Below are 19,381 nucleotides of genomic sequence, written 5' to 3' on the forward strand. Positions count from 1 at the left end.
GGGCGAGCGCGTCGAGCCAGCCGCGCGCCTCGGGCCAGTCGCCGAGCCCGCTGTCTGCATTGATGTGGCCACGCGGGCCGATATCGTGGAAGGCGCTGCCCCATGCGTTCGCGCAACGGCGCGCGAACGCGGACGAGCCGTACGGATCGTCGCTGCTGGCGACGACGCAGGTCGGAAACGGCAGCCGTTCGAGCGGCACGGGCCCGAAGCCGTGCGCATCGGCCGGAAACGCGGGGCCGCCCGGGTCGGGCAACGCGACGAGCAGCGCGCCGCGCACCTTCGCGAGCGCGGCCGGGCGCGCATAGCGGGTCGCCCACCACGCGGTGGTGAGCGTGCCGAGACTGTGGCCGGCGATCAGCACCGGCCCGCGAGCGGCTTCGATCGCGCGATCGAGCGCGAGACACCAGCCGTTGCGGAACGCACGGTCCCAGTCGGGCATCGCGACGCGCGAGAAACGTGCATCGGCACGCTCCCAGCGGCTCTGCCAGTGAAGCGGGCCCGAATTGGCGTAACCCGGCAGGACGAGAACGGGGAATGAGCTCATGGAAGGTGCGTCGACGGGTGAAATCGTTATATGGCGTCGACGCAGTGTCGCACACCCGTTCCTCCCTGATGCTGCCTGTCTGAAACCGGAAGGATGTGCATGGGGCCGGGACGCGTGCGGGACGGCGTCGCGACCGGACGACGAGCCGCGTGGCACGCGGCTCGCGTCATGTCATCGATCAGCGCACGTTCGCGCCGACGATACCGCCCGCCGCGGCGCCGGCGACCGTGCCGAGCGGGCCGCCCGTCACCAGGTAGCCGAGCGCGCCGCCCGCGGCCGCGCCGATGCCGGCATTGCGCTGCGTATGCGTCATGGCGCACGCGCCGAGTTGCGACAGGGCCGCGACGATCACGGCGGTACGAACGATAAACGTGGTCTTCTTCATCATGATTGTTGGTGTCCTCTCGCCGCGCGGTCATGCGAGCGGCGGCATTGAATCGGTGAAGCCATCATAGGCAACGCCAAACGGGCCGGGCAATCCGATTTACGTCGTGTTACAGCCGACACAATATCGAGATAATCCGTCGAAACCCGCGCCTGCCGCGCCGCCAGCCGCGCGGGACGGACCCCGGTCAGGTAGAATCACGGGATTAAACCGGCGCGACGCGCCGACACAACCTGACGCCATCCGCATGAGCACCGAACGCAACGACGCCCCCGCGGCTTCCAATTTCATCCGCAACATCATCGACGACGACAACCGCACCGGCAAATGGGGCGGCCGCGTCGAAACACGCTTCCCGCCCGAGCCGAACGGCTACCTGCACATCGGCCATGCCAAGAGCATCTGCCTGAACTTCAGCGTCGCACGCGACTACGGCGGCGTGTGCCACCTGCGCTTCGACGATACGAACCCGGAAAAGGAAAGCGTCGAGTACGTCGACTCGATCGTCGACGCGGTGCGCTGGCTCGGCTTCGACTGGCGCAAGGACGCGGTCGATCACCAGTACTTCGCGAGCGACTACTACGACAAGCTGTACGAATTCGCCGAGCTGCTGATCCAGCGCGGCAAGGCATACGTCGACAGCCAGAGCGCGGAAGAAATGCGCGCGAACCGCGGCTCGCTGACCGAAGGCGGCAAGCCGTCGCCGTTCCGCGACCGCACGCCGGAAGAAAACCTCGACCTGTTCCGCCGCATGAAGGCTGGCGAGTTCAAGGAAGGCGAGCACGTGCTGCGCGCGAAGATCGACATGGCTTCGCCGAACATGAACATGCGCGACCCGGTGATCTACCGGATCCGCTACGCGCATCACTACCGCACCGGCGACGCGTGGTGCGTGTACCCGATGTACGACTACACGCACTGCATCTCGGATGCGCTCGAAGGCATCACGCATTCGCTGTGCACGCTCGAATTCGAGGATCACCGCCCGCTGTACGACTGGGTGCTGAACGAACTCGCGGAAGCCGGCATGTTCACGCGCCCGCTGCCGCAACAGATCGAATTCTCGCGACTGAACCTCACGTACGCGATCACCAGCAAGCGCAAGCTGCTGCAACTCGTCACCGAAGGCCACGTCGACGGCTGGGACGACCCGCGGATGCCGACGATCGTCGGCGTGCGCCGCCGCGGCTTCACGCCGGAGAGCATTCACCTGTTCTGCGAGCGGATCGGCGTGACGAAGATCGATTCGTGGATCGACATGAGCGTCTTCGAAGGCGCGCTGCGCGACGACCTCGACGACAAGGCTGCGCGCACGGTCGCCGTGCTTGATCCGCTGAAGCTCGTGATCGACAACTACCCGGAAGACCTCGAGGAAGCGTGCACGGCGCCCGTGCATCCGCACCATCCGGATCGCGGCGTGCGCACGTTCCCGATCTCGCGCGAGCTGTGGATCGAGCGCGAGGATTTCGTCGAGAACCCGCCGAAGGGCTATTTCCGCCTGTTCCCAGGCAACAAGGTGCGCCTGCGCTACGGCTACGTGATCGAGTGCACGGGCTTCGACAAGGACGCCGACGGCAACGTGACGGCCGTGCACTGCAACTACTTCCCGGACAGCAAGTCGGGCACCGAAGGCGCGAACAACTACAAGGTCAAGGGCAACATCCACTGGGTCAGCGCGAAGCATGCGCAGCCGGCCGAAGTGCGAATCTACGACCGCCTGTTCAAGGAGCCGCATCCGGACGCGGGCGGCGCGAACTTCCTCGAGGCGCTGAATCCCGATTCGAAGAAGATCGTCCAGGCGTACGTCGAGCCGGGCAACAGCGACATCGCGCCGGAAACGCGCGTGCAGTTCGAGCGTCACGGCTACTTCGTGGCCGATCGTGTCGATTCGAAGCCGGGCAAGCCCGTGTTCAACCGGATCGTCGGGCTGCGCGACAGCTGGGGCAAGCCGGCCTGACGGATCGGACAGGCGCGGCGCCGGTCGCCCGCGCCTGTGCGTTCGTCATGCGCGGCAACGGCTGCGCCGATGCGCAGCCCGACTGCCCGCTCGCCGGGGCGGCCTGCCCCGAATGCCACGTCAGGAACCATCGCCATGCCCTATTCGCTGCAGGCCATCGTCGCCAGATCCGGCGCATTTGCGTCCGCGCCGCTGCCGCGGGGGCTGCGCGTCGTCCGCCTCCGCGGCGACATCGACATGATCCCGCTCGACACCGCGTTCCGGAACGCTCACGCGATCCCGTTCTGCCCGTTGACCGACGGAGACGACACGGTGCTGCCGCCGGCACTTCTGTCGCTATGTGAACAGTTGAGCGCGCACGCTGCACTGGCCTATGTCGAAGCCGAATTCTTTGGCGGCAGCGGTACCCAGGCGCATGCGCGCTTCGCGGATGGCCGCGCAAGCGGCCCGCTCATCGTGTCGGACCATGCGATCAACGAAGCGCTTCGCCATCTCGGCGTCGCCAAGGGCGACGCGTTCGACGAGTTCGAAGCAATCGGCCTCGACCAGCATCGCGACACCGATCGATGGCTGGCCTGACTCACCGGCCGCGCATCGGACGAACCATGAAAAAACCGGCTTGCGCCGGTTTTTTTATTGCATGCCGGGGTTACGCGCCCGTCAACCGCCGATGCAGATCCACCAGCGACAGCTTCGTGCGAAACAGCCGCGCGAGGCTGCGGCTCGCATACGCGTCGATGTCGGCCGGCACGGTCCAGCGATACGCATCCATCTCGGGAATCATCGAGCCGTCTCGACGGCTCGGAAACAGCGACGTGCACGTGCACTGCCCCGGATCGATCTCGCCTTCGGCCACCTGCACCGCGAACAGGTGCAGATCCTTGTCGTGCCGGTACGCAAAGCGGCCGAGATCGAGCAACCGGGCCGGCGCCAGCGCGATGCCGGTTTCCTCGAGCAGTTCGCGCAGCGCCGCGTCGGCCGGCGATTCACCCGGCTCGCCCTGCCCCTTCGGGATGTCCCAGTGCGTGGTGTCCGTCGCGTGCGCGAGGAACACGCGGCCGGTCGCATCGAGGATCACGACGCCGCACGACACCGTGCGCGGCGCGTCGCCCCGCTTCATCACACGCGTGCTCAGCGCTTCTGCAACTGCCACTTGCCCGCGTCGGTCTTGCAATAGACGGGCTTGAGCGTCATCGTCTGGCCCTTCGCGGTGATTTCGGTGGCGATTTCGCGGCAGGTCTTGCCGTCCGTCTCGGTCGTGGTCGGCGTGAGCTTCGCATCGATCTGCGTGCCGCGGCCGCTGCTCTGCCACGTCGTGGCCTCGCCGTCCTTGCCTTCATCGCGCGCTTGCACAACCGCCTTCGTGAGCGACGCACGGTCGGCCTTGCTGAAATAGCTGATCGGCGTGTCGTTCAGGAAGTTCAGGTTGTTCTGCGCATGGGCGGGCAGCATCGCGGCTGCGCACGCGGCGCCGGCCAGCACGCGCGTGACGACGGAAAGGGATGCACGCATCGACATGTTGTTCTCCTTGGATGTTCGATCAAACGGCGCAACGCGCATGCCGGCAAACCGGGGGCCGGCCCTCCGGCACGCACACTGCGCCTGTCAGCGAGCGAGGATAGCATGCGTGCCGCCCGCACCGCCTTCTAGTGGCCGGCCGGCGCGGCCGTTTGCCGATATCCGTCAGTCAGCGTGCCGAGGAAGGCGATCACGTCCTTGATCTCGGCCGCGTTCAGCGCCGGCTGCTCGCCGCGCTTGCGGTCGAACGGCGCTTCGCGGTTGATGTTCGGCCAGTAGCGTTTCGGCAGATCGTCGTAGATCTGCACCTTGCCGTGCACGACCGGATAGAACTTCTCCGGATGAATGTCGCGCTCGACGTAGAAGCGCATCACGTCCTCGAGCGTGTGATACACGCCGTTGTGGAAGAACGTCTTGCGCAGCGCGACGTTGCGCAGCGACGGCGTGCGGAACAGCCCGCAGAATTCGTCGCGGCCCTTCAGGTCGGTGCGCTCGGGCCCGCACGCGCCGAGGTCGTGGAAGCGCGGGTCGCGATTGACCGGCAGCGCGCGATTGCGCGGCACCGCGATCGCGATCAGCCCGAAATCGCTGAACTGCGGCGGCGTGCCGTCGAGCGCACGCTGGCTGATGTGGCAGCTCGCGCAGTTGCCCTTCTTTTCGTCGTTGAACAATTGCAGCCCGCGCATTTCGGCCGGTGTGAGCTGCGCATGGCCCGCGAGATACGCGTCGTACTTGCTCGTGTACGGCGAGAACAGCTCGGGCGTCTGTTCGAAGGTTTCGAGCGCGCGCAGCACGGCCTTGAACGTGGCCGCATCGTCGTCGAGCACCTTCACGCCGAACACCGCGCGGAACTCCTGCGCGTACGGCGCGGCCTTCACGGCCTGCGCGACCTTCGCCGGCGAGCTGTTCATCTCGAACGGCGACGTGAGCGGAATGCGCGCCTGCTCGGCGCCCGTATCGACGCGGCCATCCCACGTGAGGCCGCCCGTCGGGCCGGCATCGACGCTCTCGTCGCCTTCATCGTCGGAATCGTGGAAGTGCTCGGTGAACTGCGGCACGCCCTGCAGGTACTTGAGCGACGGCACCGCACGAAAGCCCGGATGCTTCATGTCGTCGCCGCCTAACTGCACGTCCAGCGCATTGGGCGGCCCGAATGCGTGATCGGGGCTGTGACACGACGCGCACGCGAGCTTGCCGGAACCTGACAGCGTAGGGTCGAAGAAAAGTTGCTTGCCGAGGGCCGTCATCCGGCGCACGCCTTCGTAAACTTGTGCGCGCGTCTGCGGCTGGTTCGTCGCGACCACGGCGCCGCTCGCGGCAACCGTTGCGGACGCAACCGGGTGCGCACCGTCCGGCGCGCCCGACGCACTCGCGGCCTGCGCGGACGGCGTACCGGCACCGGGCTGTCCGTCACAGCCGGCAACGGTGACGAGCGTGGCGGCCAGCGCGAATGCGCCGGCGAGATGCAGCCACGAATGCGCGAATGCGCCGGCTGTCGGTTGGCGAGGCTTCATCGATTCGTCGGAAAGTAGGTTCAGGAGCGGCCGGAGTTTATGTCAGCCGCATGACCGTTACATGACGACTCACCGACAGCCAATCGAAAGGACGCCTACACCCGCCTGTCAAATCGCACCCTCAAAATGCGTGCAGCCGGACATGCCACGGTCACCTCGCGAACCGGCGGTACACGAATGCGCCGGTTCCCCACGCGACAAGAGAGAGATAGAGAGTACAACGGATGAAAAACCACGCCTGGATTCGCTTTACACCGATCGCCGTTGCCGCGGCCGCCGCCCTCACCGCCTGCGGCGGCGACGACGTGCAGCAGCAGGGCCTGTCGACGGTCAAGAACGTCGTCGTGATCTACGCGGAAAACCGCAGCTTCGACAACCTGTACGGCAACTTCCCTGGCGCGAACGGCCTGCAGAACGTGACCGCGGCCAGCGCACAGCAGAAGGACCGCAACGGCCAGCCGCTCGCGACGCTGCCGAAGGCCTGGGGCGGCCTGACCGCGAAGGGCGTGACGCCGGCCGTGACCGAGGCGATGACGGCCAACCTGCCGAACGCGCCGTTCGCGATCGACGACCCGAACGGCTTCAACACGCCGATGAGCGTGACGACGCGCGACCTGTATCACCGCTTCTACGAGAACCAGATGCAGATCAACGGCGGCAAGAACGACATGTTCGCCGCATGGGCCGACTCGGGCGGCCTCGTGATGGGCCACTACACGCCCGACGCGACGAAGCTGCCGCTGTGGAAGATCGCGCAGCAGTTCACGCTGGCCGACAACTTCTTCATGGGTGCGTTCGGCGGTTCGTTCCTGAACCACCAGTACCTGATCTGCGCGTGCGCGCCGTTCTACGCGAACGCGGACAAGAGCCCGGCCGCCGGTTCGATCTCGGCCGTCGCCGCCGACGGCAAGTCGCTGCAGCTCGCGAGCAACTCGCCCGCTTCCGCGCTCGACGGCGCGCCGAAGTTCGTGAACTCGGGCAACCTGACGCCCGACTTCTACGCGATCAACACGATGCAGCCGCCGTACCAGCCGAGCGGCAACAAGGCGGCTTCGGGCGGCGATCCGAACCTCGCCGACCCGTCGGCCGCGACGACGCTGCCGCCGCAGTCGCAACAGAACATCGGCGACCTGCTGACCAACGCGGGCGTGTCGTGGGCGTGGTACAGCGGTGCGTGGAACCAGGCACTGCAGGCCGCGCAAAGCGGCACGGCGAACGTGATCTACGGCCCGAACATGACGGCGCCGAACTTCCAGCCGCACCACCAGCCGTTCAACTACTACGCGAACCAGGCACCGGGCAGCACGAGCCGCGCGCAGCACTTGCTCGACGGCGGCACCGACGGCAGCGAGTTCATCAAGGCGATCGACGCGGGCACGCTGCCGCAGGTCGCGTTCTACAAGCCGCAGGGCAACCTGAACGAACACCCGGGTTACACGGACGTCGCGAGCGGCGACCAGCACATCGCGAACGTGCTCGCGCACCTGCAGGCGAGCCCGCAGTGGAAGAACATGGTCGTGGTCGTCACGTACGACGAAAACGGCGGCTTCTGGGATCACGTGTCGCCGCCGAAGGGCGACCGCTGGGGCCCGGGCACGCGCATTCCGGCGCTGATCGTGTCGCCGTTCTCGAAGAAGGGTTTCGTCGACCACACGCAGTACGACACCGCGTCGATCCTGCGCTTCATCACGCGCCGCTTCTCGCTGCCGCGCCTCGCCGGCCTGCAACAGCGCGACGACGCGCTGAAGGCCAACGGTGGGCAGCCGATGGGCGACCTGACGAACGCGCTGCAACTGTCGCCGAACCTGTAACGGCATCGCGACAGGCGGGCCGGTGTCATCGCCGGCCCGAACGCACGAAGGGCGGCCTCCCGGCCGCCCTTTTTTCATTGGAACGCGCGCGTCACCCGCCGTACTTCAGCGCGACCCCGACAGGGTCCGCGTTGTGCCCGCCTGCCTCGACACGGCCGTCGTGCGGATGCCGGTCGCCCGACGCCGCATCGACCTGCTGCGCAATGCGCGGCCCGATCACGCATGCTCCCGCGCGGCGGTGCCGGCCGACATCCCCGCGCAGGCCGCCAGTCCCGCAAGCACGACGGCCGGAGCCAGCAGCGCCCAGAACCCGAGATGGCGAAAGCCCAGCGCGCCGGCCGTCGCGCCGAGCGCGAACGCGACGATCGCCGGCCACATCTTCGCGAAGCGCGCGCGTGCCGCCGTGCGCACGCTGTCGGGCGTGCCGGCGGACAGCAGGTCGACGACGTCGAGAATCGCCTGCGTGACGTTGCCGGTCATCACCGTGTTCGGCACGCCGGCGCGCGCGATCACGCGCGGATGCGCGTTCTGGATGCCCATCGCGAACGTGCCGACGATGCCGGCCAGCAGCACCGGCAGGCTGTCGGATTGCGTGACGGGCGACGCCCACACGCCGGCCGCGCAGAAGCCGAGCAGCAGCACGGCCTGGACCGCATGCAGCGCCCGCGTGCCCTGCCACGCGGACCGCCCGGAAAACGCGCGTGCGATCAGGCTGCTCGCGACGACACCGCACACGAACGCGGGAAACACGCTCAGCTTCAGCAGGATGCCCTGGCCGAACCCGGCGGCCCCCGCGCCGATCAGCACGAAGTTGCCGGTCACGTGCGCGGTGAACAGCCCAAACAGCGCGACGAAGCTCAGCGTGTCGACGAAGCCGGCCACCGCGGCAAGAATCGTATCCTCGTGCTTCATCGCGCCGCCCCCGCGTGGATCTCGGCGACATAACCGCCGGGGAACCGGACCAGCGCCGCGTCGCGCCCGTCCGCCATGTACGGCGGCACGAGCACGTCGACGCCGGCCGCCCTGGCTTTCTCCAGCGTTGCGGCCAGGTCCGGCACCTCGTAGCCCGTCGTCTCGTGCCCGTACGGATAAGGCAGGTGGCCGTCCGTCACGAGCACCGTCATCTTGCCGAAGCCCGACGTGATGCGAATGCGGCGATAGGTGTCGTCCGGGCGGCCGATCTCGACGCCGGGCGCCTTCAGATCGTCGGACACCACCTTGCCGTTCGAGAACTTGACGAAGTCGTGCACGAACTTGCGCACGCTCTGCGGCGACACGTACACGCGGTTCTCCGGCACCGTCTGCAGCGGATCGTACTTCGGCGCCTGCGTGTGCCAGTAGAGCTGCATCTTCACGCCGCCCGTCCACGCGATCACCGCATCGCGGCCGATCGGATCGGGGAACGTGTCGACGATCACTTCCGCGCCATGCTCGCGCGCCACCTTCATCGCCGCGTCCATGTCGGTGACGAGATAACCCGTGCGCTCCGCGCCGAACGGCCAGGGAGTCGGCGTCTTGAAGCCGAACACCGAGATCGTGCCGGCCGGCGTGAACACGAGCTGCGACATCGTCTGGCTCGGTGTCGGCGTGACCTGGAACACGCCCTGCTTCGACTTGCTGCCGCCGAACGTCGCGACGAAGCTGTCGGTGAAGCGATCGAAATCCTCCGGCGCCACGTACACGTGCGTCGTGTCGTATTGCGGCCCGACGGCGAGCGTCGGCGTGGCCGCCGGCAGGACGGGCGGCTTCGCGTACACGGCCGGCGCCGCGACGAGGCCGGCGGCGATCGCCAGCGCGAGCAAGGCGGAACGAATCGTTTTCATGACTGGATGTCCTTGTTGTTGATCGTCATCGAGTGGCACGGCCGTTGCCGGCCGGATACTTCGCATCGGCGAGCCGCGTCGCGAACACGCATGCCGCGATCAGCCCGAGATGCTCGAAGAAGCTGTCGAGCGCCATGAAATGCGCAGCGCCCGTCCGGTTCCGGAAGTCGTGCGCCACCGCCATCGCGACGAGCGTCGGCATGCCGGGGCCGCCGTCGCCGCGCCACGTCGATCGTCGGCAGGCGCTTCCCGGCGAACGGGTGCTCAGTGAAACCGCCGGCCACGCGCGCCCATTGCGGCGCACGCGTGATCGCCACCTGCCGCTCGAGCATGCCCATTGCAAGCGCGAGCGACGGGTTCGCGCGGTCGAGGGTCCTGGACCTTCCGTTGTGAAGGATCAGATCCGGTCGAGTGGCGGGTGCGTTCATCAATGTGCCTTCGATCCAGTCAGAAACCGAGCCAGTGACGGACCGGTGCGACGGCCGCGACGCCGGCCAGCATGCCGGCCAGCCCGACCAGGGCAATCAGCGGCGGTGCGGGCGAACGCACCTTGACCACGCTGTACATGACGCCGACCAGCATGCCGGCACCCAATGAAACGACATACGATTCCATACGCTCCTCACGACTGGATTAGAATGACCCCGCATTTCCGCCCGTACGGGCGCCATGCGCTCGCGGCGCGATCCGCTGCCGCCCCACCCGCTTCGCTTGCCTGCCACGCCTTCCAGCCATGCAACACCTTCCCGATCTCGAAGCCTGGGCCATCTTCGCGCGCGTCGCCGAGACCGGTTCGTTCGCCAAGGCCGCCGACCTGCTCGGCGTATCGCAACCGACCGTGTCGAAAGCGATCGCCCGCCTCGAAAAACGCCTCGGCGCGATGCTGTTGTACCGCACGTCGCGCAAGCTGTCGCTCACGCCGACCGGCGAGCTGCTGCGCGATCGCGCGATCCGGCTGCTCGCCGATGCCGAACTGATCGAAGGCGAAGCCTCCGCGCATGCGCTCGAACCGCACGGCCTCTTGCGCGTGAACGCGCCGATGTCCTACGGCCTGTGCAATCTCGCGCCGCTGTTGCCCGCGTTTCTCGAACGCTATCCGCGCGTCGACGTCGATCTCGTGCTGACCGACCACTTCGTCGACATCGTGTCCGGCGGCTTCGACGTCGCGATCCGGATTGCCGAACTGAACGATTCGTCGCTGCGTGCGCGCCGCCTGTGCGCGGTGCGCCGGCCGCTCGTCGCGTCGCCCGCGTATCTCGACCGGCACGGCCGGCCGACTCATCCGAGCGAACTCGACCAGCACGTATGCCTGACCTACACGAACATCCCGACGCCCGAATTCTGGCGCTTCCGCCACAAGACGTCGGGCGAGGAATTCGGCGTGCCGGTGCGCGGCCGCATTCGCGCGAACAACGCCGACGTGCTCCGCCCCGCGCTGATCGCCGGCCAGGGCCTTGCGCTGCAGCCGTCGTTCCTGGTGTGGGACGAGTTGCAAAGCGGCGCGCTCGAGGAAGTGATGCATGACTGGAAAATTCCCGATATCAACGTCAACCTCGTCACGCCGCCCGGCATGCTGCGCGCCGCGCGCGTGACGGCGTTGCTCGACTTTCTCGTCGAACACCTGTCGCACGCGCCATGGGCGCTGCCGCCCGTCTGACCGGGCGGCAACACGCGGCCGGTTACTTCGCCGGCACGGCCGGAATCGACTCGTGCGGCGTCGCGGTGCGCTGGGCGGCCTTGTGGACCATCGTGTATGCGTAGTCGACGCCCATCCCGTACGCGCCCGAGTGCTCCTTCGCGATCGCCATCACCGCGTCGTAGGTGTCGCGGCGCGCCCAGTCGCGCTGCCATTCGAGCGCGACCTGCTGCCAGGTGACCGGCACGACGCCGGCCTGGATCATCCGCTGCATCGCGTAGTCGTGCGCGTCCTTCGACGTGCCGCCCGACGCATCGGCCACCATGTAGATCTCGTAGCCGCCTTCGAGCATTGCGCAGAGCGCGAACGTCGTGTTGCAGACCTCCGTCCACAGGCCGGACACGACCACCTTCTTGCGGCCGTTCGCGGCCAGCGCGTCGCGCACCTTCTGGTCGTCCCACGAGTTCATCGACGTGCGCTCGAGCGTCTTCTGGTTCGGAAACACGTCGAGCAGTTCAGGGTAGGTGTAACCCGAGAAGCTGTCGCTTTCGACCGTCGTGATCGTGGTGGGAATGTTGAACGCCTTCGCGGCCTTGGCAAGCCCGACGACGTTGTTCTTCAGCGTCTGGCGATCGATCGACTGCACACCGAACGCCATCTGCGGCTGCTGGTCGATGAAGATGATCTGGCTATTGTGGGGAGTAAGGACTTCAAGCTTGGCGTTGCTCATGGCGCGAATCATCCTTTGGTCTGGAAACGTTCAAGGCTTGCCTCGACCGGGATGGCGGAGGAGCCGGCTGTGCGTCGCCCCGGAGCGGCGTGTTCCGGTTGCAGCCATTTAATCGGAAAAGTCGCGGCCCGAACATCCAAGAAATGGAATCGATCGAATTCCGAAAGAGAGGGGCTCCGAAGGCTGTCCGCCCTTTTTTTCCGCACGTAAAACCGATACGCTTCCAGCACATTGAAGGCGCCGCCTTCGCGCCCGACCAGCCTGTCACGAGAGGTTTTCATCATGAAACCGTATTTTCTGTCGCTGTTCGCCGGCATCCTCGCCGGTGTCATCTACGGCGCGCTCGGCGTGAATTCGCCGGCGCCGCCGATCATCGCGCTCCTCGGCCTGCTCGGCATGCTGGCCGGCGAGCAGATCCTCCCGCTCGCGCGCCGGATGCTGTCCGGCTACCGGCTCAATACCGCATGGCACGACGCACAATGCGGCCAGCACATGTTCGGTACGCTGCCGGGCGGCGCCGCCAACGACCGCAAGCCGTCGTGACGCCAGGCTCATGACCAACGTCGAACTGTTTCATTACCTGCTGCTGTTGATCTGCGGCGCGGGCGCGCTCACATGGCTCGCCGAACGCATCTCGATTCCGCCGGCCGTCGTGCTGCTGCTCGGCGGCTGCGTGGTCGCGGTCGCCGGCAAGCGTGTACCCGACATGGACCCGGCGCTGCTGCTCGCGGCCGTGCTGCCGCCGCTGCTGATGTCGAGCGGGTTCTACACCGCGTGGAAGGAATTCCGGCAGGAGCTCGCATCGATCGCGTCGCTCGCGCTCGGCGCGGTGGTCTTCACCACCGTCGCGGTCGCGCTCGCCGTGCATGCCGTGAACCCGGCACTGCCGTGGGCCGCCTGCTTCACGCTCGGTGCGATCGTGTCGCCGCCCGACGCGGTCGCCGCGAAGGCGATCCTGCAGCGCCACCCGCTCCCCGCGCGGCTCGTCGCGGTGCTCGAAGGCGAGAGCCTCGTCAACGATGCGTCGGGCCTGCTGCTGTACCAGATGGCCGTGTCGGCCGCGCTGGCGGTATCGATCACGGCCGCCAGCGCCACCGGCCTGTTCTTCTCGCTGACGCTGATCGGCATCGCGGTCGGCCTCGCGTGCGGCCATGCGATGTGCTGGGTGCTGCCGCGCCTGCGCGACCCGATGCTCGGCATCGTCGTGACCTTCGCGATGGCGTGGGGCAGCTACGGGATCGCGGAAGCCGTCGACGGCTCAGGCGTGCTGTCGGTGGTGACCTGCGGCCTCGTGCTCGGCGTGCGCCAGCATCGCGTGTTCGACGCCGACATGCGGATCAAGGCGAAGGCGACCTGGGAAGCGATCGTGTTCGTGCTCGACGCGCTCGTGTTCATCCTGATCGGCCTCGCGCTGCACGCGATCCTCGCACGCGTGAACCACGAAGGCGCGGTGCTGATGGCCGGCCTGCGCGTCGCGCTGCCCGCCACCGCCGCCGCGATCGGCGCGCGCGTCGTATGGGTGTTCGTCGCGATGTGGCTGCCGGGCCGCCTGCGCGCGCCGCGCGCGGGCCACGCGCCGTGGTCGTGGCGCGAAGCCGTCGTGCTCGGCTGGTCGGGCATGCGCGGTGTCGTGAGCCTCGCGGCCGCGATCGCACTGCCGGCCACCTTCCCCGGCCGCGACCTGATCCTGTTCAGCACGTTCCTGCTGATCATCGCGACGCTCGTCGTGCAGGGCGGCACGCTCGCGCCGCTGATCCGCGTACTGAAGCTGCGCCCGGCCGCACGGCACACGATGTCCGAGCACGCGGTGCGCGCGCATACGTTCGGCGCGGCGCTCGCCGAACTCGACGCGCTCGAACAGCGCGGGTCGAGCCTCGAACGCCCTTCGCTCGACCGCCTGCTCGCCGAATACCGGAACCGCGTGACCTTCAACGAACGCGCGTTTCGTCATGGCACCGAACCGGCCAACGTGCGGGCGCGCATGCTGCGCGTCGAACTCGACCTCGTCGGCGTGTCGCGCCGCGCGCTGCTCGACCTGCATCGCGACGGCAAGGTCGACGACACGGTCCTGCACCGGATCGAATCGGAACTCGATTTCGAGGAACTGCGCCTGCAGCGCCTGCTCGAACCCTGAAGCCCGGCCAAGCCGCCGCCTCCCCCTTTCTCCTTATGGAACTGCAATGAGCGAACTGTCCGTCGAAGCAAGCATCGGCGCCGTCGATTACCTCGTCCACTTCACCGACGGCGTCCACCAGTGGCGCGCCGACGAGCCCACGCCGCTCGGCGGCGGCGACACCGCGCCGACGCCCGTCGCGCTGCTGCTGTCGAGCCTCGGCGCATGCACCGCGATCACGCTGAAGATGTATGCGCAACGCAAGGGCTGGCCGCTCGCCGAAGTGCACGTGAAGCTCGCGCACGAATCGGGCAGCGCGGGCAGCACGATCGTGCGCCGCATCACGCTCGACGGCGACCTGTCCGGCGAACAGCGCGAACGCCTGCTGCAGATCGCGAACGCCTGCCCGGTGCACAAGATCCTCTCGCATCCGATCACCATCGACACGGCGATCGCCTGACGCGCCCCGCATCGACCACGAGAATCCCCACCATGTCCGCCTCGATCAAGACCCTGCTCACGCCGCGCGAAAGCGACATCGGCAACCTCGTCGTGCGCCGCGTGCTGCCCGCGCGCGCCGCACGCCTCGTCGGCCCGTTCATCTTCTTCGACGAGATGGGGCCGGCCGTGCTGCCGGCCGGCCGCGGCATCGACGTGCTGCCGCATCCGCACATCGGCCTGGCGACCGTCACCTACCTGTTCGACGGCTCGCTGATGCATCACGACAGCCTCGGCTTCCGGCAGAAGATCGTGCCGGGCGACGTGAACTGGATGACGGCCGGCCGCGGCATCGTGCATTCGGAGCGCTCGCCCGACGAAGACCGGCCGCGCGAGCAGCCGGTGCACGGGATCCAGACCTGGGTCGCGCTGCCGGTCGAGCATGAAGACACCGCGCCCGCGTTCGTCCATCATCCGGCCGACACGCTGCCGTCGTTCACGCGTGACGGCACGACCGTGCGCGTGATCGCGGGTACCGCGTTCGGGCTCGCGTCGCCGGTCGCCGTGTTCTCGCCGACGCTCTATGCGTATGCGGAATTCGCGGCAGGCGGCACGCTCGCGCTCGATGCCGAACATGAGGAACGCGGCGTGTACCTGGTCGACGGCGACCTCGCCATCGACGGCACGCCGCTCGCCCCCGCGACGATGGCCGTGCTCGAACCCGGCGCGACCGTGGCACTCGCCAGCGCAAGCGGCGCACGCGTGATGCTGCTCGGCGGTGCGCACCTGCCGGGCGAGCGGTTCATCGAATGGAATTTCGTGTCGAGCGCGCGCGCGAAGATCGACGCGGCCCGCGCCGCGTGGGCCGATCAGACCTTCGGCAAGGTGCCGGGCGAAGAAAACGAATGGACGCGCCAGCCGGAACGCAAGGCGTAATAGACGCAATAGGCACGACAGGCAGGATCGCCCGCAGGCATCCGACGGCCGGCACGCATGCCGGCCGTCGTCCCGTCCGTGTTACGCCGACGGTTTCAATCCCATCAGCTTCGCCAGTGTCGGCCAGCGGTCGAGCGACTCGATGAACGCACGGCGCGCCTGCTCGTCGACATAACGCCCGGGATCGAGCGCGGGCAGATGCCGTGCGAGGCCGAGCACGTCGTTCGGTTGCGACAGGCGATCGTCGTCGCCGTCACCGTGCAGCATTACTGTTCGTCGATCCATACGCCATCCGGAGTCTTCACCGAGTAACCCTCGGCCGTCTGCATCGTCACCGTGCCCTCGTTCTCGCCGACCATCCGCGTGCGCGGCAGGTCGGCCGCGTATTGCGCGAGCGTCGTGCCCGGCTTGAACGGGCTGTTCGACACGAGGTTCGACAGCAGTTGCGCGAGCGCGAGGAAGCTGGTCGGCTGGTCGATCACCGTCGTCGCGCCGTGATTGCCGGCAAAGCCGACGAGCCGCACGCCCACCGGCCCGTGCACGATGCGCGGCGTCGGGATCTCGCGCAGCCCCGCGACCTGGTACTTGTCGCCGCGCAGCGCGGCGCCGTGCTCGGGCACGAACACGATCACCGCACGGCGGCCCGATTGCGCGATCAGGTCGGCGAGGCGGTCGAAGTCGTCCATCATCTTCGTCACGCGCTGCGGATACGAGTCGATGCTCGTCAGCGAACTGCCGACGATCCGGTTGCCGTCGTGCAGGCTGATCGTGTTGTAGTACAGCGCGACCGGGCCTTGCACCGACGCGCGCTGCGCGTACCAGTTCGCGAGCGTCGTGTAGTCGTCCTTGATCGCCGAGCCGTCGAACGCGTGCATCGCAACGGGCGCGGCCGCGTTCGAGATCATCGGCGCGTCGGCCACGCCGATGTTGTCGTGGATCACCTGCAGGAAGTTGTCGAAGTGGCCGTCGTGGTTCAGCAGCGACTGCACCGAATAACCGGCGCTCGCCAGTTGCGAGAACAGGTGGCACTGCTGCGGTGCGGGTTTGTACAGGTCGGCGTGCGCTTCCTGCCCGCAGCTCGCGCGCAGCACGCGGATCGCCGCCGGGCCGCTGTAGCTCGCGGCCGTGCTGAAGTTCGAGAACAGGTAGTCGAAATGGCTCAGCATCGGATGGTTGCGCGCCTTCGCGGCATCGAGGTCGTCCCACGACAGCGAGCAGATGTGCAGCACGATCACGTCGAACTGGGCGGCCGGATCGCTGCCGAGGTGGCCGAACGCGACCTGTCGCTGCGACTCCTGCGTGCGGAACGTCGCGAGCGCGGCGTTGTGGTCCTCGGGCTGGCCGGCGAGCGTCGTGCCTGCCGCGTTCGCCTGCTGCGGAAGCGGTGCGACGACGCGCGCCATCAGCCCGCTGCCGGCCTGCCACAGCGGCATCACGACCAGCACGGCCAGCACGAAGGTCGCGACGCGCAGCCAGCGGTTGACGATGAAGTAGACGATCAGCACACCGGCCACCGTCAGCACCAGCACGGGCGGCAGCAGGCGCGGCAGCAGCTCCATCCAGTAGTCGAGGCGGAACGTGCTGACTTCCTGCGCGGCCTCGGCGAGACGGGCAAGCGGCGGCGCATGCAGCTCGCGCGCGAGTAGCGGCACGGCGATCGCGATCGCGACGACCTGCCGGACGATGCGCCATGCACGCCGCCGGATCGGCGCGCTCATCGCGAGCGCCACCGCGAACGCGAGGTTCGCGAGCCAGAACGGCTGCAGGTGCCCGGTCGCGAACAGCGCGAACTTCAGGATGAAATACAGATTCCAGAACGTCATCTAACCCACTCCATGATGAGCGCCGCGTCAGTCGCGCGCCCGATCGAGTTTCGGCGCCAGCATGGCCTGCAGGCCGCGCGCCGCACCCTTCCACATCCGTACATAACCATCCAGGCCGATGCGCAGCACTTCCTTCAACCCGCCGAGCGGCGTGTCGACGCGCTGGCCTTCGTGCCAGTCGAGCCACGCGTCCGCGCGCCCGAACGTGCATTGCACGAGCTGGCGCTCCTGTTCGAGCGTCAGTTCCTCGAAGCTCACGCCGATATGGGTCGGCGTCACGCGGGTCACGCGCACCGGGAACGGGAACGGCCGGTCGCCGCGCGTCACGCACACCGTCAGCGTGTCGCCGACGGCGACCGGGAGCCCCGGCACCGCTTCGAGGCCGAGGCCGCCGGTCGAGTAGTCGCTCGTGAAGCATGCGGCCGTCGAGCCGTCGGCGAGCAGCAGCGTGGCCGGCACGCGCATCGCGATCCGGTGCGTGACGCGCACCTGCCTGGTCTCGCGCGCGACGGCCAGCGCGGCGCCGAGCATCGCGAGGTTGTACACGGTCCAGCCGAGCGTGATCAGGATCGTCGACGCCTCGTCGCCCTGGTCGGCCACGAGCCGCCAGATGCCGGCGAGGATCGCGAGCACGTTCAGCCCGAACAGCACGAGATACGGCTTCGACGTCGACCAGTCGACGTAACCTTCGTCGATCTTGCCGCCCTTGTCGGTCACGTTGAACTTGCCGTGCTTCGGGCTGAAGAACGCAACGGTGGTCGGCAGCGCGATGTACCACGCGAGCACCGACTCGTAGACCTCGGCCCAGAACGAATGGCGGTAGCGCCCTTGCATCCGCGAGTTCGCGACGTTCGCGAGCACGAGGTACGGGATCACGTAACTCGCGAGCGCGAGCGACGACGCGTTGATGAAGTACAGGTGGAAGAACAGGTACGCGAGCGGGATCGTCAGGAACACGAGCCGCGGAATCCCGTAGAAGAAATGCAGCATCGCGTTGCCGTAGCAGATCCGCTGGATCAGGCCGAGCCCGCGCCCGAGGAACGGGTTGTCGATGCGGAAGATCTGCGCCATCCCGCGCGCCCAGCGCGTGCGCTGCTTCACGTGACCCGCGAGGCTTTCGGTCGCGAGGCCGGCCGCCTGCACGGTCGGCAGGTACGCCGACGTATAGCCGCGCCGGTGCAGCTTGAGCGCCGTGTGCGCATCCTCGGTCACGGTCTCGACCGCGACGCCGCCCACCTCTTCCAGCGCGCTGCGCTTGAGCACCGCGCACGAGCCGCAGAAGAACGTCGCGTTCCACAGGTCGTTGCCCGACTGCACCAGGCCGTAGAACAGGTTGCCCTCGTTCGGGATCTCGCGGAACGTGCCGAGGTTGCGCTCGAACGGATCGGGCGAGAAGAAATGGTGCGGCGTCTGCACCAGCGCGCACTTCGGGTCGCGCAGGAACACGCCCATCGTCGTCTGCAGGAACGAGCGCGTCGGCACGTGATCGCAGTCGAAGATCGCGATGTATTCGCCGTGCGTCTTCGGCATCGCGCGGTTGATGTTGCCGGCCTTCGCGTGGCGGTTGTCGTCGCGCGTCAGGTAGTCGATGCCGGCCTCGGCCGCGAACGCCGCGAACTCGGGGCGCCGGCCGTCGTCGAGCAGGTACACGCGCAGCTTCGCGCTCGGCCAGTCGATGCTCTGCGCGGCGAATACCGTCGGCTTCACGACCGACAGCGGCTCGTTGTAGGTCGGGATGTAGATGTCGACGGTCGGCCAGGTGTCGGGATCGTCGGGCAGCGGCACGATCGGCCGGTCGAGCGGCCAGGCCGTCTGCACGAAGCCGAGCAGCAGGATCATCCACGTATAGGCTTCCGCGCCGTACAGCAGGTAACCCGCGACGGCCTCGACGGGGCCGCGGAAATCGAGCGTCTGCGTGGTGCGCCACCACACGTAGCGCACCGTCGCGAGCAGCGCGAGCGACGCGAGCGCGAGCGTCGGCAGATGGCCCGGCAGGCGGCGCAGCGTGAGCGCCAGCACCGCGACGATCGCGAAGAACGCGAACTGGGCGCCGGGCATCAGCGGCGACATGCCGGCCGCGGCCCACAGCAGTGCGCCGGCCACCAGCAGCAGCGGCGCGAGCCAGCGGCGCCGGCCGACGCCGTTCGCGCGCG

Annotated in this window: 23 protein-coding genes and 1 pseudogene; 8 read left to right on the forward strand and 16 right to left on the reverse strand. The window is 67.8% G+C overall.

Going from position 1 to position 19,381, the window contains the following annotated elements; translation table 11 throughout:
* Together L810_RS23515 and L810_RS23520 are read right to left on the reverse strand one after the other, a co-directional pair.
* Positions 1–544, reverse strand: a 544-nt coding sequence (locus tag L810_RS23515; protein WP_042975814.1) for an RBBP9/YdeN family alpha/beta hydrolase, incomplete at its 3' end; no start/stop codon positions are given.
* A gap of 178 nt (positions 545–722) precedes the next feature.
* Positions 723–932 carry an ornithine acetyltransferase gene (locus L810_RS23520; protein WP_011351716.1) on the reverse strand — a complete coding sequence of 70 codons (210 nt, stop codon included), beginning with the start codon at positions 930–932 and terminating at the stop codon, positions 723–725.
* A 244-nt stretch (positions 933–1,176) separates the two neighbouring features.
* Between L810_RS23520 and L810_RS23525 the strand changes: the two genes are divergently transcribed.
* Positions 1,177–2,886 (forward strand): glutamine--tRNA ligase/YqeY domain fusion protein, encoded by a 1,710-nt coding sequence (locus L810_RS23525; RefSeq protein ID WP_021160815.1) that lies wholly within the window; start codon positions 1,177–1,179, stop codon positions 2,884–2,886.
* A gap of 135 nt (positions 2,887–3,021) precedes the next feature.
* Complete coding sequence (locus L810_RS44080; RefSeq protein ID WP_021160816.1) at positions 3,022–3,465, forward strand: hypothetical protein; 444 nt, start codon at positions 3,022–3,024, stop codon at positions 3,463–3,465.
* Positions 3,466–3,535: 70 nt separating this feature from the next.
* Here L810_RS44080 and L810_RS23535 read toward each other — a convergent pair whose 3' ends face one another.
* The 3 genes from L810_RS23535 to L810_RS23545 form a co-directional block, all read right to left on the reverse strand.
* On the reverse strand, positions 3,536–4,006 hold the full coding sequence (locus L810_RS23535; RefSeq protein ID WP_021160817.1) for an NUDIX domain-containing protein: 471 nt from the start codon (positions 4,004–4,006) through the stop codon (positions 3,536–3,538).
* Positions 4,007–4,017: 11 nt separating this feature from the next.
* Positions 4,018–4,404: a hypothetical protein gene (locus tag L810_RS23540; RefSeq protein ID WP_021160818.1), complete on the reverse strand. Its 387-nt coding sequence runs from the start codon at positions 4,402–4,404 to the stop codon at positions 4,018–4,020.
* A 128-nt stretch (positions 4,405–4,532) separates the two neighbouring features.
* Entirely contained in the window at positions 4,533–5,918 is a 1,386-nt protein-coding gene (locus tag L810_RS23545; protein ID WP_021160819.1) for a cytochrome-c peroxidase, read from the reverse strand.
* Between the two features lie 224 nt (positions 5,919–6,142).
* Between L810_RS23545 and L810_RS23550 the strand changes: the two genes are divergently transcribed.
* Positions 6,143–7,729, forward strand: coding sequence for an acid phosphatase (locus L810_RS23550; RefSeq protein ID WP_021160821.1), 1,587 nt, complete (start codon positions 6,143–6,145; stop codon positions 7,727–7,729).
* A gap of 91 nt (positions 7,730–7,820) precedes the next feature.
* On the opposite strand, the gene L810_RS48720 is transcribed toward L810_RS23550, so the two are convergent.
* The 6 genes and pseudogenes from L810_RS48720 to L810_RS23570 all read right to left on the reverse strand — a co-directional run bounded on the left by L810_RS48720 (position 7,821) and on the right by L810_RS23570 (position 10,167).
* A complete protein-coding gene (locus tag L810_RS48720) occupies positions 7,821–7,949 on the reverse strand; it encodes a hypothetical protein (RefSeq protein WP_021160822.1) in 129 nt (42 codons plus the stop codon).
* A complete protein-coding gene (locus L810_RS23555; protein WP_021160823.1) occupies positions 7,946–8,641 on the reverse strand; it encodes a YoaK family protein in 696 nt (231 codons plus the stop codon). The genes L810_RS48720 and L810_RS23555 overlap by 4 nt, the downstream gene beginning before the upstream one ends.
* A complete protein-coding gene (locus tag L810_RS23560) occupies positions 8,638–9,552 on the reverse strand; it encodes a glyoxalase (RefSeq protein ID WP_042975815.1) in 915 nt (304 codons plus the stop codon). The genes L810_RS23555 and L810_RS23560 overlap by 4 nt, the downstream gene beginning before the upstream one ends.
* A gap of 25 nt (positions 9,553–9,577) precedes the next feature.
* A complete protein-coding gene (locus tag L810_RS47455; protein ID WP_021160825.1) occupies positions 9,578–9,754 on the reverse strand; it encodes a hypothetical protein in 177 nt (58 codons plus the stop codon).
* Positions 9,755–9,779: 25 nt separating this feature from the next.
* Positions 9,780–9,980, reverse strand: a pseudogene (locus L810_RS45550) (hypothetical protein); the annotation flags it as partial.
* Between the two features lie 19 nt (positions 9,981–9,999).
* The gene (locus tag L810_RS23570) at positions 10,000–10,167 is read right to left on the reverse strand and encodes a DUF1427 family protein (protein ID WP_021160826.1); all 168 of its coding nucleotides are present in this window, start codon (positions 10,165–10,167) and stop codon (positions 10,000–10,002) included.
* A 118-nt stretch (positions 10,168–10,285) separates the two neighbouring features.
* Between L810_RS23570 and L810_RS23575 the strand changes: the two genes are divergently transcribed.
* Positions 10,286–11,209 carry a LysR family transcriptional regulator gene (locus L810_RS23575; protein ID WP_021160827.1) on the forward strand — a complete coding sequence of 308 codons (924 nt, stop codon included), beginning with the start codon at positions 10,286–10,288 and terminating at the stop codon, positions 11,207–11,209.
* A gap of 22 nt (positions 11,210–11,231) precedes the next feature.
* Here L810_RS23575 and L810_RS23580 read toward each other — a convergent pair whose 3' ends face one another.
* Complete coding sequence (locus tag L810_RS23580) at positions 11,232–11,918, reverse strand: hydrolase (protein WP_021160828.1); 687 nt, start codon at positions 11,916–11,918, stop codon at positions 11,232–11,234.
* Between the two features lie 8 nt (positions 11,919–11,926).
* Complete coding sequence (locus L810_RS47460; RefSeq protein ID WP_124923208.1) at positions 11,927–12,202, reverse strand: hypothetical protein; 276 nt, start codon at positions 12,200–12,202, stop codon at positions 11,927–11,929.
* Between L810_RS47460 and L810_RS23585 the strand changes: the two genes are divergently transcribed.
* The 4 genes from L810_RS23585 to L810_RS23600 are packed head-to-tail and all read left to right on the forward strand — an operon-like array spanning position 12,201 to position 15,405.
* Positions 12,201–12,461 carry a DUF1427 family protein gene (locus tag L810_RS23585; protein ID WP_021160829.1) on the forward strand — a complete coding sequence of 87 codons (261 nt, stop codon included), beginning with the start codon at positions 12,201–12,203 and terminating at the stop codon, positions 12,459–12,461. The genes L810_RS47460 and L810_RS23585 overlap by 2 nt on opposite strands.
* A 10-nt stretch (positions 12,462–12,471) precedes the next feature.
* Positions 12,472–14,052 (forward strand): cation:proton antiporter, encoded by a 1,581-nt coding sequence (locus tag L810_RS23590; protein ID WP_021160830.1) that lies wholly within the window; start codon positions 12,472–12,474, stop codon positions 14,050–14,052.
* Between the two features lie 46 nt (positions 14,053–14,098).
* Positions 14,099–14,491 (forward strand): OsmC family protein, encoded by a 393-nt coding sequence (locus tag L810_RS23595; RefSeq protein ID WP_021160831.1) that lies wholly within the window; start codon positions 14,099–14,101, stop codon positions 14,489–14,491.
* A 32-nt stretch (positions 14,492–14,523) separates the two neighbouring features.
* The gene (locus tag L810_RS23600) at positions 14,524–15,405 is read left to right on the forward strand and encodes a pirin family protein (RefSeq protein WP_021160832.1); all 882 of its coding nucleotides are present in this window, start codon (positions 14,524–14,526) and stop codon (positions 15,403–15,405) included.
* 81 nt (positions 15,406–15,486) lie between these two features.
* On the opposite strand, the gene L810_RS23605 is transcribed toward L810_RS23600, so the two are convergent.
* From L810_RS23605 to bcsA, 3 genes are all read right to left on the reverse strand, one after another.
* On the reverse strand, positions 15,487–15,690 hold the full coding sequence (locus L810_RS23605) for a hypothetical protein (RefSeq protein ID WP_042975818.1): 204 nt from the start codon (positions 15,688–15,690) through the stop codon (positions 15,487–15,489).
* Positions 15,672–17,228: a cellulose biosynthesis protein BcsG gene (bcsG, locus tag L810_RS23610; protein WP_021160834.1), complete on the reverse strand. Its 1,557-nt coding sequence runs from the start codon at positions 17,226–17,228 to the stop codon at positions 15,672–15,674. Before bcsG ends, L810_RS23605 begins: the two co-directional genes overlap by 19 nt.
* Before the next feature lie 27 nt (positions 17,229–17,255).
* A partial coding sequence (bcsA, locus tag L810_RS23615) for a UDP-forming cellulose synthase catalytic subunit (RefSeq protein ID WP_042975819.1) occupies positions 17,256–19,381 on the reverse strand: 2,126 nt, incomplete at its 5' end.

The sequence above is a fragment of the Burkholderia sp. AU4i genome (assembly GCF_000466765.1).
GTDB classification, from domain to species: Bacteria; Pseudomonadota; Gammaproteobacteria; order Burkholderiales; family Burkholderiaceae; genus Burkholderia; species Burkholderia cepacia.

Excerpts from the sequence above, each read along its gene's own strand:
- L810_RS23520 (WP_011351716.1), bottom strand. The coding sequence starts at position 932 with ATGATGAAGAAGACCACGTTTATCGTTCGTACCGCCGTGATCGTCGCG.
- L810_RS23525 (WP_021160815.1), top strand. The coding sequence starts at position 1,177 with ATGAGCACCGAACGCAACGACGCCCCCGCGGCTTCCAATTTCATCCGC.
- L810_RS44080 (WP_021160816.1), top strand. The coding sequence starts at position 3,022 with ATGCCCTATTCGCTGCAGGCCATCGTCGCCAGATCCGGCGCATTTGCG.
- L810_RS23535 (WP_021160817.1), bottom strand. The coding sequence starts at position 4,006 with ATGAAGCGGGGCGACGCGCCGCGCACGGTGTCGTGCGGCGTCGTGATC.
- L810_RS23540 (WP_021160818.1), bottom strand. The coding sequence starts at position 4,404 with ATGTCGATGCGTGCATCCCTTTCCGTCGTCACGCGCGTGCTGGCCGGC.
- L810_RS23545 (WP_021160819.1), bottom strand. The coding sequence starts at position 5,918 with ATGAAGCCTCGCCAACCGACAGCCGGCGCATTCGCGCATTCGTGGCTG.
- L810_RS23550 (WP_021160821.1), top strand. The coding sequence starts at position 6,143 with ATGAAAAACCACGCCTGGATTCGCTTTACACCGATCGCCGTTGCCGCG.
- L810_RS23555 (WP_021160823.1), bottom strand. The coding sequence starts at position 8,641 with ATGAAGCACGAGGATACGATTCTTGCCGCGGTGGCCGGCTTCGTCGAC.
- L810_RS23560 (WP_042975815.1), bottom strand. The coding sequence starts at position 9,552 with ATGAAAACGATTCGTTCCGCCTTGCTCGCGCTGGCGATCGCCGCCGGC.
- L810_RS47455 (WP_021160825.1), bottom strand. The coding sequence starts at position 9,754 with ATGCCGACGCTCGTCGCGATGGCGGTGGCGCACGACTTCCGGAACCGG.
- L810_RS23570 (WP_021160826.1), bottom strand. The coding sequence starts at position 10,167 with ATGGAATCGTATGTCGTTTCATTGGGTGCCGGCATGCTGGTCGGCGTC.
- L810_RS23575 (WP_021160827.1), top strand. The coding sequence starts at position 10,286 with ATGCAACACCTTCCCGATCTCGAAGCCTGGGCCATCTTCGCGCGCGTC.
- L810_RS23580 (WP_021160828.1), bottom strand. The coding sequence starts at position 11,918 with ATGAGCAACGCCAAGCTTGAAGTCCTTACTCCCCACAATAGCCAGATC.
- L810_RS23585 (WP_021160829.1), top strand. The coding sequence starts at position 12,201 with ATGAAACCGTATTTTCTGTCGCTGTTCGCCGGCATCCTCGCCGGTGTC.
- L810_RS47460 (WP_124923208.1), bottom strand. The coding sequence starts at position 12,202 with ATGATGAAAACCTCTCGTGACAGGCTGGTCGGGCGCGAAGGCGGCGCC.
- L810_RS23590 (WP_021160830.1), top strand. The coding sequence starts at position 12,472 with ATGACCAACGTCGAACTGTTTCATTACCTGCTGCTGTTGATCTGCGGC.
- L810_RS23595 (WP_021160831.1), top strand. The coding sequence starts at position 14,099 with ATGAGCGAACTGTCCGTCGAAGCAAGCATCGGCGCCGTCGATTACCTC.
- L810_RS23600 (WP_021160832.1), top strand. The coding sequence starts at position 14,524 with ATGTCCGCCTCGATCAAGACCCTGCTCACGCCGCGCGAAAGCGACATC.
- L810_RS23605 (WP_042975818.1), bottom strand. The coding sequence starts at position 15,690 with ATGGATCGACGAACAGTAATGCTGCACGGTGACGGCGACGACGATCGC.
- bcsG (WP_021160834.1), bottom strand. The coding sequence starts at position 17,228 with ATGACGTTCTGGAATCTGTATTTCATCCTGAAGTTCGCGCTGTTCGCG.